Consider the following 14,814-nt stretch of genomic DNA (forward strand, 5'->3'; position numbering starts at 1 on the left):
GACGCCGCAGCCGGACGACTGAACCGCCGCTATTTGGCTTTCCAGTACTTCTGCATTTCCAGGAAGAGAAACGAAGCGGTCCAGGTGATCAGCACCAGGCCGGTCAATGCCTGCAGGCCGGTCAGGTATTTCAGGTGCCCGCTCGGGGTGATGTCGCCGAAACCGATGGTGGTATAGGTGGTGAAGGAAAAGTACACGCAGTCCAGGAAACTCCCGTCGAAATTGCCGCTGAGTGTGCCCCAGCCGTCGGCATGGGCCATCAGGTAATACACCAGGGCAAAGCACCAGACCTCAATGGCATGGGCCAGCAGTGCGCCGAACACACCCGCCACGATGCGAAACCGGCTCCAGAGCTTCAGGCGGGGTAGCCAGTCATTCAGGCGCAACAAGCATTCGTAGTGAATGATCACCACCAGGATCACGACCAGCATGTTGATCAGCGTGACAGTGAGCATCGCCTGCACTCTTGCCCTGATGGGCGGTTCATTTCAAGTTGTCGACCAACGCATGGATGGTAGCTCATTGGCCTGCGGCAGCAACGGTAGGATTTCTTCACTAGCAGGTGCAAAGTGGCACCTGGGGGGCATTGATATTTATCAAGAACGAACCAGCACCTGCTTCGATAATGACATCGCATGCAACCCAGGCAACGCGCCGGGAGGTACCCATGACGCCGTATCGCCGGATTCTGCTTATCATGACCGAGGCCCAAGCCAATGCCGCGCTGTCCCGGGCCATGGCCTTGTCTGCGGCGTCCGGTGCGAGTTTGCATGTACTGGGCATCCATGAATCTGGTGTACTGCGCCTGCCTCACGAATTGCAGGAAGCCCCACTTCATTCGGCCTCGTTCATGCATTTCAGTACCGAACTCAAAGCACTGCTGGATGAGCAGTCATTCGTTGGGGCTCGGCCAGGTTTCGAGGCAGTTGAAACCTCCAATCCGCGTGATCAGCTGCCAGCGTGCATTGCCCGCTACGCACCTGATTTGGTGATCAAGGGCTGCCCGGGTCACTCCCTGCTCGAGCAGATCGCTCGGACCTCGCTCGACCAGGCGCTGCTGCATGGGAGTGAGACGCCATTGTTGTTCGTACCGGCGGATGCCCCAGCCATCCCCCAGAACATTCTGGTCGCAGTGGATGTCGCCAACCCGTCGCCACACAACGACGCCCTCAACCATGCCCTGGTCGCGGCAGGTCAGCAACTGGCGACTCAATGCAAGGGGCAGTTGCACCTGCTCTCGGCTTACGACCTGCCCATCGCCATGCTGGCCAACCCTGACCTTGCCGGCCCTTGGGTAAACCAATTACGCGAGTCACTGCAGCTGCCTTTCGATGCGTTGGCCGATGCACATGGCATCGCCCACACGCACCGGCATTTCAGCGAAGGTGCGCCCCTGCGCGTGATCAAGTCCTACATCGCCACGCTGAAAATTGATGCAGTGGTGGTCGGCACCGTGCAGCCCAGGCATTGGGCCAAGGTGATCGGCGATACCACCGAGCGGCTTGTCAGCCATGCACCGTGCAGCATCCTGACGATCAGGTCTGCGCCCGCCAGCTGACTTCATTAAGATGGCATCTTTTTTGTCTCTGATTCGACAATGGAGCGCTGAGATGTTTGTTGATATGGCTGCCTTCACGCCGTGGTCGGCATTGGCAGGCGGGGCATTGATCGGTTTGGCCGCTGGGCTGTTCGCCGTTGCGAACGGGCGCATCGCGGGCATCAGCGGTTTGCTCGGTTCGATGCTGCAAAGTGGCGGGGAAGGGCGGGGCGAAAAAGTGTGCTTTTTGCTGGGACTCCTTGCCGCGCCACTTTCCTGGCAACTGTTCTCAGAAATGCCTCCCGTTCATTTCAGTGTGGCGCCTTGGCTGCTTATGGTCTCGGGAATTCTGGTAGGCCTCGGTACCCGCTATGGCAGTGGCTGCACCAGTGGCCATGGCGTTTGTGGCTTGTCACGCCTGTCGCCTCGCTCTGCAGTGGCGACGCTGTGCTTCATGGCAGCAGGTTTTGCCACGGTCTTCGTGGTCAGGCATATACTTTCAGGAGCATGAAATGAAGCGGATCAGTGGCTTTATCGCAGGGTTGCTGTTCGGCATGGGAATATTGCTATCCGGCATGGCAAACCCCGCCAAGGTGCTGGGGTTTCTCGACATTGCCGGGCAGTGGGACCCGTCGCTGGGACTGGTCATGGTGGGTGCGATAGGTGCCGCACTGTTGCCGATGACTTGGGCGCGACGTCATACCACGGCCTTGCTGGGAGGTAAGATACAGCTGCCTGCCAGGCGCGACATCGACCGTCGACTCGTCGGGGGGAGCCTGGTTTTCGGCATAGGCTGGGGGCTTGCCGGCGTATGTCCGGGGCCGGTGCTGGTGTTACTCGCCGGGGGGTACTGGCAAGCCTGGCTATTCGTGCTCGCGATGCTTGCCGGTATGGGAGTGTTTAATGTTGCGGAAGCGTTTCGCAGCCGTCATCAGGGCAGGGTTTGACGGTACACAACTTAGTTCTGGTCGACATCAGAATAAGGCACTTATTGAGTGTAACTCTACTAAATGAATATTTAGCGTAGTTATTTCTTGTGTTCATATTATAAGGGCAGGGTAGCTCATGCGTTATCGCTAACGCCACGTTTGCACGCTAGCGTTCAAGAATGAGCTACCTCCGGCGGCAGTCACCACCAACGACCACCATTTAATGACTTACTTTCCGGGCTGGATGCTTGAAAGCGCCCGTTACTACCTCAACGCCGCTGAGCTTTTAGACGCCCAAAACCTCCTGCATGTCGCCATGGTCAATGCAGCGATCGGTATGGAAATCCTGCTGAAAAGCTTTATTTCCGTGCCAGATCAGCACGAAGGTACGTCCGGCGAAACCTATAAGCTTGATGTCGAAGCACTCAAAACGGCTCACCAATACCTGCAGTCAATCGGCAAGATTCCACCCAAACAAAAGCGTGACGCTCACGATCTGCTGACACTGTTTCACGCGATGCCTGCAGCTATTCGCGAGAGCCTGGCCCTGAACAGCCAGGAACACTCATTCGAGCGGTATCGCGATGTGTTCACCAACAGCCGGTATCAGTACGAGTCGGCCAGCTGGAAATTTGCCGATCCAGTGCTGATGGGTTGCTGCGGTGGACGTTGGCCAACGTGGTTGGTTACTACAAGGAACGAGGCTCGCAGGATCCGTTCGTGCTGTGTTACATCGCTGAGGTCCAAGCTTGATCTGCGGCCCAGTAATCGAGGCCCGTGGCCTGGCTTTAAATCTGCCCACCCACGGCCCCGGTAGCTCCATACCAAGGTGCTCATAATGCATATTATGTTAAATATCGTGCTATGTCATAGATGTTCGTGCGCTCCCTAGGCTGCAGATTCGTGTGACCGGCATCTATGGATGCCGGTCACAGTTCAGATTGAGGTGGCTGCCAATGATCCGGCCTGAAGATTCCCGCCGATGTCACTGTGCTCGGCAGTGATGTTCTACGAGGGAAATAAAGTTCAGTTGAAAACAGAAGGCGAAGCTGCGCTAAACCGGTGAACCATTTACATAGCCGACACGTCCACCGCAAAAGAACAACGAGTCGACAGATAAATGGCAAGGGATCCCGTATTGGCCGTGCTCGGCTATCTCAAAGACCACCATCTGGTCCTTACCACCGCCGAGTCCTGCACAGCAGGCTGCATGGTCGCTCTGCTAGCGGCATTCCCAGGCACAGGCGAGGTACTGGAAAGCGGCTACGTCGTGTATTCGCCCTCCGCCAAGAAGCGTCTGCTAGGTGTAAGCGCGGAAACCATCGAACGGTACGGGCTGACCAGCGAACCAGTCGCATGGGAGATGGCCCTAGGGGCGTTGAAGGACAGCGATGCCAATGTCGTTATCGCAACTACAGGTTTAGCCGGGCCTGACCCAGCATCTGGGGTTCTACCCGGCACGCTTTGCTTTGCTTGGGCTTTTGCCGGCGAACCGACAGCCGTGTTTACCCGTACCCAGCGTTTTTTTGGTGAGCGAGCGCAAGTCATGCATGACGGCGCCGTCTATGGACTGACGCGCCTGATCCATTATCACGAGCGCTGGCTTCGTGGGGAGCGCGCTTGAAGGGGCAGGTAATGACAGGCAAGAAGGCGACTTTCGACATCGAATACTGCAGGCGACCCCCTCGACTACCCTCCTCCACCCTTTGCGTGAGCACTTGGATTACGCGGTATGAGCCCAATCCTCAACGAAGGTGAGTACGTCTTCTGCACCAAGGCATTTACGCAGTCCCATCATCGCTGTGCCACATCTGAGTCAGTTGACCACCCGCCACCCAGGGCGAGGTAGGCAGCAATAGCAGCACGCGCTGCTTCAGTTTGCGCAACTGCTCGGAAATGCGATGTCCTGAGAAGCTGCTGATCTGCGTTCAGAACGTCTATCAAACTGGCTACACCGTTCTGGAATGCTACGAAGGACGAACGTCGTGCTCGCTCCAGGGATACCTCACCGCGTTTGAGCGACTGTGCCTGCGCTTGCCGATTGATCAATGCAGACAAAGCTGTTTCAACATCTTCCGAAGCCTCCAGCACAGACTGCCGATAGATGGCCAGGGCTTCGGCTTCACGTCCTTTGGCCTGGTCTATCTGCGCGTTGATGCGGCCAAAATCAAAGAGTCTCCACCTCAAACCGAGCAATACGGCTGATTGGTTGGCATCGCCCGTGAAAAATGTTCCGCCAGAGGTAGACGCACTGCCGATCAGCCCGCCTATCGAGAATTTTGGGTAATACTCACTGATCGCACTGCCGATCATGGCATTGGCAGCCATGAGCCTCCGCTCAGCGGCGATCAGGTCGGGCCGACGGCGGAGCAGATCGGAAGGTTTGCCGATTTGCGCAAACGCAGGCACCTGAGGGATTGACGAGGCAATTGCCATCTGGGCGCGGTGGGTACCTGGCGTACTGCCAAGCATGACATCCAAAGCGTTGAGAGCCGCATCCAGGCCCGCACGCAAAACTGGCACGGTTGCCTCGACTTGAGACAGTTCGCCTTCGGTTTGACGAACCTCGTAGTCAGGCGCCAGACCTTTGCGGTTGAGCAGGTTGACTTTGGCCAGAAGGTCTTGCTGTGTCTGCACCTGGTTCTGAGCAATGGCCAGGCGCGCCTGCAGCCCCCTCACGGTGGTGTAGATATCGGCTGTTTGCGCGGCAACGGCAAGACGCGTCGCGATTGCCCCCGCCTCGGAAGCCTGGTACTCACCGACGGCGGCTTGCCGATCACGCCGCAGCCCACCAAACAAGTCGATTTCCCAGCTTGCTTGCAGATTGAGTTCATAGCTGTTGCCGTAGCGGTCATAGTCAGGCGTTGAGTTCAGCAGCTGGCCCAATGGCGTTTCAACGGATTGCCGTGAGCGTGCAGCTTGACCATTTATACCCGCGGACGGCACAAGCGCCGCGGTCGCTGAGCCCAGTGCTGCGCGAGCCTGAGCTACGCGGGCCTGTGCCTGCGCCAACTGCAGGTTTTGCCCCAGCGCCTCGGTCACAAGCCTGCTCAACAAAGGATCTCCAAATCCTTCCCACCAGACATCGAGGCTGCCGACCGATGTGTCGCTTGCAGTCAACGGCAGTGCATCCGCGACGTAATGATCGGCCAGCGCAACCTCTGGCTGTTTATAATCCGGGCCAACCATGCACCCTGCAGTGAGACTGGCGCTCAACAGCAGAGCAATCGTTCGGTAGGGAAGCATGATGATTCTCATAGACCAAGAGGAGGTGTGACCATATTATATTTTGGTCACACTCTGTCAATCAGTTCCAGGATGCTTCAAAAATGAGTAAATCTTCTCCACCCTCGCCGGCGCGCGGGCCAGCCGACCACGACGTGAGGGATCAGATCATCCAGGCTGCCATGGAGCACTTCGCCCATTATGGGTACGACAAGACCACTGTTTCTGACTTAGCCAAATCGATTGGCTTTTCAAAGGCCTACATCTACAAATTCTTCGAATCCAAACAAGCGATCGGAGAGGTGATTTGCTCCAGTCGGCTTGCGCTGATCATGCAGCGCATTGCGACGGCCACCAGCGACGCCCCGACTGCATCGGAAAAGCTGAGACGTCTATTCCGAGCGATCGCTGAGGGCGGAGCTGACCTTTTCTTCCACGACCGGAAGCTCTATGACATAGCGGCAGTGGCATCTCGCGACCAATGGTCGTCGGTCAAGTCTCATGAGGCCAATATCAGTAAGGTCATTCTGGAGATCCTGACACAAGGCCGCGACGCAGGAGAATTTGAACGCAAGACACCCCTGGACGAACTGACGCTGGCGATTTTTCTGATCATGAGACCATACGTAAATGCCGCGCTCCTTCAGCACAACCTGGACACGCTTCAGGATGCGGTCGTCCAACTGCCGGCTTTGATACTCAGAAGTCTCGCCCCTTAGCAGAGTGTGACCATTGACAATATTGGTCACTGGTAGAAAAATGGGATTCCTATATCGCCTTTTGAGAAAGGGATCCCATGCGCCTGCGTCCTGCCGCCATAGTCGGTTGCTTACTCCCACTCGCCCTTGTCGCTTGCGGGGACTCTTCACCTGGAAAAGACCCGAGAGACACACCGCCGGTCGTGAAAGCGGTCTCGGTACAGGACGCGTCAGCCCTTGCACGTTCGTTTTCCGGAGTAGTGGTCGCTCGCACACAGAGTGACCTCGGCTTCCGAGTATCCGGAAAAATCCTGCAGCGCCTGGTCGATACCGGGCAAACAGTCAAACGCGGTCAGACCTTGATGCGCATGGATCCGGTGGATCTGAATCTACAGGCACGCGCACAGCAAGAGGCCGTAACTGCCGCTCGGGCGCGGGCCAAGCAGACCGGTGACGACGAAGCTCGATATCGAGGGCTGGTTGCCGAGGGCGCGGTCTCGGCCTCGTCCTACGACCAGATCAAAGCTGCGGCTGATGCTGCGAAGGCGCAACTCAGTGCCGCGCAAGCTCAGGCTGACGTTGCCAGGAACGCCACCGAATATGCGGTATTGCTAGCCGACGCCGATGGTGTGGTGATGGACACGCTGGCCGAACCGGGCCAGGTCGTCAGTGCTGGTCAAGCGGTTGTAAGGCTGGCCAGGGCCGGGCAACGAGAAGCTGTCGTCTACTTGCCAGAAACACTTCGACCTGCGCCTGGCTCGACTGCGCTGGCCACGCTATTTGGCAAGCCTGCGCAGGCCGTACCCGCCAAACTGCGCTTGCTTTCAGATGCAGCAGACCCCATCACGCGCACATTCGAGGCCAGGTACGTGCTCACTGGGCCTCTGGCGAGCGCGCCATTGGGTGCAACCATTACGCTTGAGATTCCGGATACCGATACGGATTTCGAAGCGAAGCAGATACCCATCGGCGCACTCTTTGACCCGGGTAACGGAGCTGGGGTTTGGGTGATAGCAGGCCAGCCGGCCAAGGTGTCATGGCGCGCTGTGGAAGTGCTAAGTGTCAGTGACGAAAAAGCGGTCGTGAAGAGTGACCTGCACGCTGGCGATCGGATCGTGGCACTGGGTGCGCATCTGCTGCGCGATGGCGTCGAGGTCATGGAACAGGCTCAAACAGCTCAGGTCATGGGGCAGCAACCATGAGCCAGCTGCGTTTCAACTTATCCGCGCTCGCAGTACGCGAGCGATCAATCACCCTCTTCCTGATTGTGCTGATCGCCTTCGCCGGCACGCTGGCCTTCTTCAAGCTGGGCCGTGCGGAAGATCCGCCCTTCACCGTCAAGCAGATGACGATTATCACTGCCTGGCCCGGCGCCACTGCGCAGGAAATGCAGGATCTGGTGGCCGAACCGTTGGAAAAACGCATGCAAGAGCTGCGTTGGTATGACCGTACCGAAACCTACACCCGACCTGGGTTGGCGTTCACGATGGTGTCACTGCAAGACAAGACACCACCTTCGGCGGTTCAGGAGGAGTTCTACCAGGCACGCAAGAAAGCGGGTGATCAGGCCAAGCTGATGCCAGCAGGCGTCATTGGCCCAATGCTCAATGATGAGTTCTCGGACGTGACATTCGCGGTCTACGCGCTCAAAGCCAAAGGCGAACCGCAGCGCCAGTTGGTACGCGACGCCGAAACACTGCGCCAGCAGTTGCTGCACGTACCGGGCGTCAAGAAGGTCAACATCATCGGGGAACAGGCTGAACGGATATTCGTGTCCTTTTCCCATGACCGCCTGGCCACGCTCGGAATCACGCCACAGGACATTTTCTCGGCCCTTGACAACCAGAACGCCCTGTCACCGTCGGGCTCGGTCGAAACGCAGGGGCCACAAGTGGTGGTCAGGGTTGACGGCGCCTTCGATCAACTGGCAAAGATTCGCGAAACCCCTGTGGTCGCCCAGGGCCGCCCCCTGAAACTGTCGGATGTGGCCGACGTTGAACGCGGCTATGAAGACCCCGCGACGTTCCTGGTGCGTAACGATGGCGAGCCAGCCTTGCTGCTTGGCATTGTCATGCGTGAAGGCTGGAACGGCCTCGACCTTGGCAAAGCCCTGGAGGCCGAAACAGCCAAAATCAACGAAGGCATGCCCTTGGGCATGACGCTCAGCAAGGTCACCGATCAGGCGGTGAACATCACGTCCTCCGTCGACGAGTTCATGATCAAGTTTTTCGTTGCCCTGCTGGTCGTGATGCTTGTCTGCTTCCTCAGCATGGGCTGGCGTGTCGGCGTTGTCGTCGCAGCCGCGGTGCCATTGACACTGGCGATCGTATTCGTGGTGATGGCCGCAACAGGCAAGAATTTCGACCGGATTACGCTGGGTTCGCTCATCCTGGCCTTAGGGTTGCTGGTCGACGACGCAATCATCGCCATCGAAATGATGGTCGTGAAGATGGAAGAAGGTTACGACCGCATCAAGGCTTCGGCATATGCCTGGAGCCACACGGCAGCCCCCATGCTGTCCGGCACACTGGTTACCGCCATCGGATTCATGCCTAACGGTTTCGCCCAGTCCACTGCCGGCGAATACACCAGCAACATGTTCTGGATTGTCGGCATCGCCCTGATCGCATCCTGGGTGGTGGCGGTCGCGTTCACCCCCTACCTGGGCGTGAAGTTGTTGCCTCGAATCAAGACGATTGAAGGTGGTCATGCCGCTATTTACAACACCCGTCATTACAACCGATTCCGCGCTTTGTTGGGCTGGGTGATCGCACATAAATGGCTCGTGGCAGGCACCGTGGTTTCGACATTTGTGGCCGCCGTGCTTGGCATGGGATTGGTAAAGAAGCAGTTCTTCCCGACCTCAGACCGGCCCGAAGTGCTTGTGGAGCTGCAGATGCCTTATGGCACCTCCATCGAACAGACAAATGCCACTGCGATCAAGGTAGAGTCCTGGCTACGTCAGCAAGAAGAGGCAAAGATTGTCACCACTTACATCGGCCAAGGCCCGCCCCGCTTCTTCCTGGCAATGGCCCCTGAGTTGCCCGACCCGTCCTTTGCCAAGATTGTCGTCCTGACCGAAAACCAGGGCGCTCGTGAGGCCCTCAAGCATCGTCTTCGGGAGGCAGCCTCCGAAGGTCTGGCGCCCGGCGCTCAAGTGCGGGTAACACAACTGGTATTCGGGCCCTACTCCCCCTACCCGGTCGCCTATCGGGTGATGGGCCCGGATGCCTCGCAACTGCGTCAGATTGCAGCACGCGTCCAAAGCGTGCTGCAGGCGAGCCCCATGATGAAGACCGTCAATACCGACTGGGGCCCGCTTGTTCCCACGCTTCACTTCTCCCTGAATCAAGATCGCCTGCAGTCGGTTGGCCTGACGTCCGCCTCGGTGTCGCAGCAGCTTCAGTTCCTGCTCACCGGTGTGCCGATCACGTCGGTCAGGGAAGATATCCGCTCTGTGCAGGTTGTAGGGCGTGCCGCTGGCCAGATCAGACTCGATCCTGCCCAGATCGAGAATTTCACCCTGGTAGGCTCGAACGGTCAGCGCGTTCCGGTTTCGCAGATCGGTGATGTGAGCATTCGCATGGAGGACCCCATCCTCCGTCGCCGCGACCGAACGCCCACCATGACAGTGCGGGGTGACATCGCGGAAGGGCTGCAGCCGCCTGATGTATCCACGGCGATCTGGAAAGACCTCCAGCCCATCGTCACGCAGCTGCCTGCGGGCTACAAAATCGAAATGGCAGGCTCTATCGAGGAGTCGGCCAAGGCCAGCCAGGCTATCGTCCCTCTCCTGCCTATCATGATCGCCCTGACTTTGTTGATCATCATCCTGCAGGTGCGCTCTATCTCGGCGATGGTCATGGTGTTTCTGACTTCACCGCTGGGGTTGATCGGCGTAGTACCCGTATTACTGCTGTTCGGCCAACCGTTCGGCATCAACGCGTTAGTCGGCTTGATCGCGCTCTCCGGGATTCTGATGCGCAACACCCTCATCCTGATCGGGCAGATTGACCACAACCAGCTTGAAGGACTTGCGCCCTTCGACGCCGTGGTCGAGGCCACAGTGCAACGCGCACGCCCAGTCTTGCTCACGGCATTGGCAGCCATCCTGGCCTTCATCCCCCTCACCCACTCGGTGTTCTGGGGCACCTTGGCCTACACCCTGATCGGAGGCACGTTCGTGGGCACGATCATGACCTTGGTGTTCCTGCCGGCAATGTATTCCATCTGGTTCAAGATCCGCCCCAATAGCCGCATTGCCAAGCCAGAAGCTGCACACCGCGCCTGAGTAGACATTGCCTTCAACCCTTGCGCGCCCGATGCAATTCGAGGCGCGCTCATGATCCAACGAGAGGTCGAAATGACTCACAACGTTAATCAAAAGCGCATCGTGGTGACCGGCACCGGCGTTGTCAGCCCGCTGGGCTGCGGCGTAAAGGAAGTCTGGCGGCGATTGCTGGCTGGGCAGTCCGGGATTCGCGCGCTTGCTGGCGATGTCGTCGAAGGCACTGGCGTGTCAGTGGGCGGCAGCGTGCCCACATTGGCCGAGGATGCAGTGGCAGGCTATCAACCCGAGCGGGTCATCCACGCCAAGGAACGCAAGAAGATGGATCGGTTCATCGAGTTTGCGCTGGTAGCAGCGGATGAAGCATTGCAGCAAGCCGGCTGGCGTCCCGAGCGTCAGGCTGAACGCGCGCGCACCGCCACCATCATCGCATCAGGCGTCGGTGGCTTCGGCGCCATCGCAGAGGCGGTGCGCACCACTGACGCACGTGGCCCTCGCAAGTTGTCGCCCTTCACGGCGCCATCGTTCCTGGCCAATATGGCAGCAGGTCATGTCTCCATACGCTACGGGTTCGAAGGCCCACTTGGGGCACCCGTCACAGCCTGCGCTGCGGGGGTGCAGGCCATTGGCGACGCCGCTCGGCTCATCAGAAGCGGCGAAGCGGATATCGCGATCTGCGGTGGCGCCGAGGCGGCCATCGATCGTGTGACGCTTGGCTGCTTTGCGGCTGCACGAGCGCTCAGCACGGGCTTTTCGGATAGCCCTGAGCAAGCCTCCCGTCCTTTCGATAGCCAACGGGACGGGTTTGTCATGGCTGAAGGGGCTGGCTTGCTGGTGATCGAGTCGCTGGAACATGCGCTGGCCCGTGGCGCCAAGCCGCTGGCCGAGCTGGTCGGCTACGGAACGAGCGCTGATGCCTATCATCTGACCGCTGGCCCCGAAGACGGAAGCGGTGCCAGGCGCGCCATGCAACTCGCGCTGCAACAGGCGTCGATAGCGCCTGGGGACGTGGACCATATCAATGCGCATGCGACTTCGACCCAGGTTGGCGACAAGGGTGAACTTGCAGCAATTCGCGCCGTATTCGGTAGCGGCAGCGGCGTGGCGATTACATCGACCAAATCGGCCACCGGCCACCTCCTGGGGGCGGCAGGCGGTGTCGAAGCCATTTTCACGGTGTTGGCGCTGCAAGATCAGATCGTTCCACCCACGCTCAACCTGACTCAGGTCGATGATGCTGCGCTTGGCCTTGACCTGGTTGCACGAATAGCCCGTGAAATGCCCATCGAATATGCCTTGTCCAATGGTTTCGGATTCGGTGGTGTGAACGCCAGCGTGCTGTTCCGCCGCTGGGAGGCCAACGTATGAACACCCAACTCGAAACACACGCCAACGAAGCTGATGACGATGCTCAGAGGGCCAACGTCCTGACGGCCAAGGTCATCCTGTTACTGGCAGCACTCGCTGCCATCAGCAACTTGTCCACCAATATCATTCTGCCCGCTTTTCCTGAAATGGCTCGACAGCTCAACGTCTCATCCCAGGAACTCGGGCTGACGCTCTCCAGCTTTTTCATTACGTTCGCCTTCGCCCAATTACTGGTAGGGCCGCTTGCCGATCGCTATGGCCGCAAGCGGCTGGTAGTAGGTGGGTTGATGATTTTCGTGGTGGGTACGTTTTGGGCGGCTAACGCCGCCACACTCGACATGCTGATCCTCGGACGGGTAATCCAGGCCATTGGCGTGTGTGCCGCCGCGGTGCTGGCCAGAGCCATCGCTCGCGATCTTTATGAGGGTGAGAACCTGGCACGCGCGTTATCGCTGACGATGATCGCTGCCGCCACAGCTCCAGGCTTCTCACCTTTGATCGGCAGTATGCTGAACACCACTTTGGGGTGGCGCGCACTTTTCATAGCCGTCGGCATGTCGGCAATCCTTATCGCGCTGTTCTACCTCAGAGGGATAGGTGAAACCCTTCCTGCCCATCGTCGGGTGACTCAATCAGTACCTGCGATCCTGATCGCATACGGCAAATTGGCGTCCAACCGCCTCTTCATCTTGCCCGCACTCGCGACCAGCCTGCTGATGAGCGGCTTATTCGCCTCGTTCGCCGCTGCGCCGTCAATCTTGATGGAAGGCATGGGGCTCAACTCGCTCCAGGTGGGCCTGTATTTCGCGGCTACTGTCTTCGTGGTCTTTGCCGCTGGCTTGGCTGCTCCTCGCCTGGCTCACCGTTGGGGTAGCCGCGCCATCACCTTGTCAGGCCTCGCGACTGCGTGTACGGCAGGTGCATTGCTGCTGGTCGGCCCAAGCAATCCAAGCTTGGGCTGGTACTCATTGTCGATGGTGCTTTTCCTATGGGGTATGGGTATTGCCAATCCGCTGGGAACGGCCTTGACAATGACACCGTTCGGGAAAGAAGCAGGACTGGCGTCAGCCCTTTTGGGCTTCCTGACCATGGCGATCGGAGCAGTGTCGACCTGGATGGTTTCCACGCCGAAGTTCCCCACGATTGCCGTACTGGGTGCCACTCAAACCTCGGTGTGCTTTCTGGCAATGGTGCTTTTCGCTTGGTATGTCAAACGTAAGGCAATTGTCAGGTAGGAGTATCTCTGCATGAGGTTTGCTCCTGCTTTGCCTGGGATGTGCCAAATCAACTGCATCGCCCGAGCAGCAGCGGAGGCGACCGCTTTCACGCCTTGAATCCTAGGCGATCCGGTCATCGCGCTCACGCAGCAGCCAGCGGCCGTAATTATTCAAGAAGCATTAGCGGACGCTCGGGTTTTCCAAAGCGAAAGCAACACGCCGCCAATCAGCAGGCCGATTGTAATGCTCAACGATATTTCGGCTGGCACTTTACCCACAATGTCATGAAGGAAAATTTTCGAGCCGATAAAGACAAGCACCAGAGCCAGCGCATATTTAAGGTAAACAAAGCGACTGATCATGGCAGCCAATGCAAAATAGAGCGCTCGCAAACCGAGAATGGCAAAGATGTTCGACGTATAAACGATGAACGGATCCTGTGTGATAGCAAAAATCGCAGGCACGCTGTCAACAGCAAATACCAAGTCTGCACACTCAATCAAAATAAGTGCAAGGAAGAGCGGTGTCACCCATAGAATTCTTTTTCCTGACGCATCGGGAAAGCGAACCACAAAGCTTTGAGCGTGCAATTCTTTGGTGATGCGTAGGTGTGTGCGCAGGTAGTTGACGAAACGGTTGTTTTCCAAGTCAGGCGCATGATCGACGCGAGCGAATAGCATCTTGACCCCGGTGAAGACCAGGAACGCGCCGAAGCAGTAAAGTATCCAACTGAACTGGGCGATGAGCGCAGCCCCAAGGCCGATCATGATAGCCCTCAGGACGATAACCCCCATGATCCCCCAAAACAATACTCGGTGCTGGAACTCCCGAGGAATGGCCAGAAAACTGAATATCAGGGCAATAACGAAAACGTTATCCATCGACAGGGATTTTTCAATCAAGAAACCCGTCACATAGTCCATGCTGGCATCGCTGCCTTTCTGGAAGTACACCCAGACCGCGAACAGAAGGCCCATACTGATGTAGCCCGCGGACAGCAACAAGCTCTCTTTTACTCCAATCTCCCGATTCCCGCGGTGGAGCACACCTAAGTCAAGCGCCAACAGTGTTAGCACAACAGCGAAAAAGGAAAGCCAAAGCCAGAGGTCAGTACCAAGAACGTCTTGGTAGAGATACGTACTAAGGGCAGACATGAGCCCCTCCTGTATAGTCGTAGTTGAACAACTATGACTCCGACATGGCGGTATAACCGTCAGAGGGGCCCGGCGTCACGAATAAAGAATTTATCGAGCGCGAGTAGGCTGCAAGTAGAAAACATTTACAAATCTTGTCCATGACAAGCTAAAACGCTTGCAGTGAAAAACTAACTACGCACACCTGATTGCACCAGCCTCATGGGTGCCCCGCACGTTATCAACGCCTTCATTGGAGCAAAGCGCCGCTCGCTCGCGTTGATCTGATGCAGCGCCTTCCGTCGGTCAGAAGGCACCCTCCCCCGCACGCCATGCCGAACATAGGGTGAACAATCCAAAAAGGCGTTTCACCATGACACCAGCAAAACCTTTTACGTTACTGCTTGCACTTTGCCTGG

General features: G+C 57.8%; 13 protein-coding genes. 10 read left to right on the top strand and 3 right to left on the bottom strand.

What is annotated here, in order from left to right:
- Positions 1–29 precede the first annotated feature (29 nt).
- Positions 30–455: a potassium channel family protein gene (locus ACF8FB_RS17755; protein WP_010954172.1), complete on the bottom strand. Its 426-nt coding sequence runs from the start codon at positions 453–455 to the stop codon at positions 30–32.
- A gap of 212 nt (positions 456–667) precedes the next feature.
- On the opposite strand from ACF8FB_RS17755, the gene ACF8FB_RS17760 reads away from it, so the two are divergent.
- From ACF8FB_RS17760 to ACF8FB_RS17780, 5 genes are all read left to right on the top strand, one after another.
- Positions 668–1,558, top strand: coding sequence for a universal stress protein (locus ACF8FB_RS17760; protein ID WP_010954173.1), 891 nt, complete (start codon positions 668–670; stop codon positions 1,556–1,558).
- A 52-nt stretch (positions 1,559–1,610) separates the two neighbouring features.
- Positions 1,611–2,048: a YeeE/YedE family protein gene (locus ACF8FB_RS17765; protein WP_350297894.1), complete on the top strand. Its 438-nt coding sequence runs from the start codon at positions 1,611–1,613 to the stop codon at positions 2,046–2,048.
- A 1-nt stretch (position 2,049) separates the two neighbouring features.
- Complete coding sequence (locus ACF8FB_RS17770) at positions 2,050–2,484, top strand: DUF6691 family protein (RefSeq protein WP_064492068.1); 435 nt, start codon at positions 2,050–2,052, stop codon at positions 2,482–2,484.
- A 205-nt stretch (positions 2,485–2,689) separates the two neighbouring features.
- Positions 2,690–3,283, top strand: a complete 594-nt coding sequence (locus tag ACF8FB_RS17775; protein WP_392511613.1) for a hypothetical protein — start codon at positions 2,690–2,692, stop codon at positions 3,281–3,283.
- A 303-nt stretch (positions 3,284–3,586) separates the two neighbouring features.
- Positions 3,587–4,090, top strand: coding sequence for a CinA family protein (locus tag ACF8FB_RS17780; RefSeq protein WP_350297941.1), 504 nt, complete (start codon positions 3,587–3,589; stop codon positions 4,088–4,090).
- A 170-nt stretch (positions 4,091–4,260) separates the two neighbouring features.
- Here the strand turns inward: ACF8FB_RS17780 and ACF8FB_RS17785 are convergent, their stop codons facing one another.
- Positions 4,261–5,712 carry an efflux transporter outer membrane subunit gene (locus ACF8FB_RS17785; protein WP_392511614.1) on the bottom strand — a complete coding sequence of 484 codons (1,452 nt, stop codon included), beginning with the start codon at positions 5,710–5,712 and terminating at the stop codon, positions 4,261–4,263.
- A gap of 83 nt (positions 5,713–5,795) precedes the next feature.
- On the opposite strand from ACF8FB_RS17785, the gene ACF8FB_RS17790 reads away from it, so the two are divergent.
- From ACF8FB_RS17790 to ACF8FB_RS17810, 5 genes are all read left to right on the top strand, one after another.
- Positions 5,796–6,410 carry a TetR/AcrR family transcriptional regulator gene (locus ACF8FB_RS17790; RefSeq protein WP_010954179.1) on the top strand — a complete coding sequence of 205 codons (615 nt, stop codon included), beginning with the start codon at positions 5,796–5,798 and terminating at the stop codon, positions 6,408–6,410.
- A gap of 77 nt (positions 6,411–6,487) precedes the next feature.
- Complete coding sequence (locus tag ACF8FB_RS17795) at positions 6,488–7,591, top strand: efflux RND transporter periplasmic adaptor subunit (RefSeq protein WP_392510241.1); 1,104 nt, start codon at positions 6,488–6,490, stop codon at positions 7,589–7,591.
- A complete protein-coding gene (locus tag ACF8FB_RS17800; RefSeq protein ID WP_350297943.1) occupies positions 7,588–10,680 on the top strand; it encodes an efflux RND transporter permease subunit in 3,093 nt (1,030 codons plus the stop codon). The genes ACF8FB_RS17795 and ACF8FB_RS17800 overlap by 4 nt, the downstream gene beginning before the upstream one ends.
- 72 nt (positions 10,681–10,752) lie before the next feature.
- Positions 10,753–12,045: a beta-ketoacyl-ACP synthase II gene (fabF, locus tag ACF8FB_RS17805; protein WP_392510244.1), complete on the top strand. Its 1,293-nt coding sequence runs from the start codon at positions 10,753–10,755 to the stop codon at positions 12,043–12,045.
- Positions 12,042–13,280, top strand: a complete 1,239-nt coding sequence (locus ACF8FB_RS17810) for a multidrug effflux MFS transporter (RefSeq protein WP_392511615.1) — start codon at positions 12,042–12,044, stop codon at positions 13,278–13,280. Before fabF ends, ACF8FB_RS17810 begins: the two co-directional genes overlap by 4 nt.
- 152 nt (positions 13,281–13,432) lie before the next feature.
- On the opposite strand, the gene ACF8FB_RS17815 is transcribed toward ACF8FB_RS17810, so the two are convergent.
- Positions 13,433–14,416 (bottom strand): TerC family protein, encoded by a 984-nt coding sequence (locus ACF8FB_RS17815; RefSeq protein ID WP_392511616.1) that lies wholly within the window; start codon positions 14,414–14,416, stop codon positions 13,433–13,435.
- Positions 14,417–14,814: the final 398 nt, after the last annotated feature.

Source organism: Pseudomonas sp. yb_2 (assembly GCF_043103905.1).
GTDB lineage: Bacteria > Pseudomonadota > Gammaproteobacteria > Pseudomonadales > Pseudomonadaceae > Aquipseudomonas > Aquipseudomonas alloputida.

Coding starts and splice junctions, on each gene's coding strand:
- fabF (WP_392510244.1), top strand. CDS start 10,753: ATGACTCACAACGTTAATCAAAAGCGCATCGTGGTGACCGGCACCGGC.
- ACF8FB_RS17815 (WP_392511616.1), bottom strand. CDS start 14,416: ATGTCTGCCCTTAGTACGTATCTCTACCAAGACGTTCTTGGTACTGAC.
- ACF8FB_RS17770 (WP_064492068.1), top strand. CDS start 2,050: ATGAAGCGGATCAGTGGCTTTATCGCAGGGTTGCTGTTCGGCATGGGA.
- ACF8FB_RS17755 (WP_010954172.1), bottom strand. CDS start 455: ATGCTCACTGTCACGCTGATCAACATGCTGGTCGTGATCCTGGTGGTG.
- ACF8FB_RS17780 (WP_350297941.1), top strand. CDS start 3,587: ATGGCAAGGGATCCCGTATTGGCCGTGCTCGGCTATCTCAAAGACCAC.
- ACF8FB_RS17785 (WP_392511614.1), bottom strand. CDS start 5,712: ATGCTTCCCTACCGAACGATTGCTCTGCTGTTGAGCGCCAGTCTCACT.
- ACF8FB_RS17800 (WP_350297943.1), top strand. CDS start 7,588: ATGAGCCAGCTGCGTTTCAACTTATCCGCGCTCGCAGTACGCGAGCGA.
- ACF8FB_RS17810 (WP_392511615.1), top strand. CDS start 12,042: ATGAACACCCAACTCGAAACACACGCCAACGAAGCTGATGACGATGCT.
- ACF8FB_RS17790 (WP_010954179.1), top strand. CDS start 5,796: ATGAGTAAATCTTCTCCACCCTCGCCGGCGCGCGGGCCAGCCGACCAC.
- ACF8FB_RS17760 (WP_010954173.1), top strand. CDS start 668: ATGACGCCGTATCGCCGGATTCTGCTTATCATGACCGAGGCCCAAGCC.
- ACF8FB_RS17775 (WP_392511613.1), top strand. CDS start 2,690: ATGACTTACTTTCCGGGCTGGATGCTTGAAAGCGCCCGTTACTACCTC.
- ACF8FB_RS17765 (WP_350297894.1), top strand. CDS start 1,611: ATGTTTGTTGATATGGCTGCCTTCACGCCGTGGTCGGCATTGGCAGGC.
- ACF8FB_RS17795 (WP_392510241.1), top strand. CDS start 6,488: ATGCGCCTGCGTCCTGCCGCCATAGTCGGTTGCTTACTCCCACTCGCC.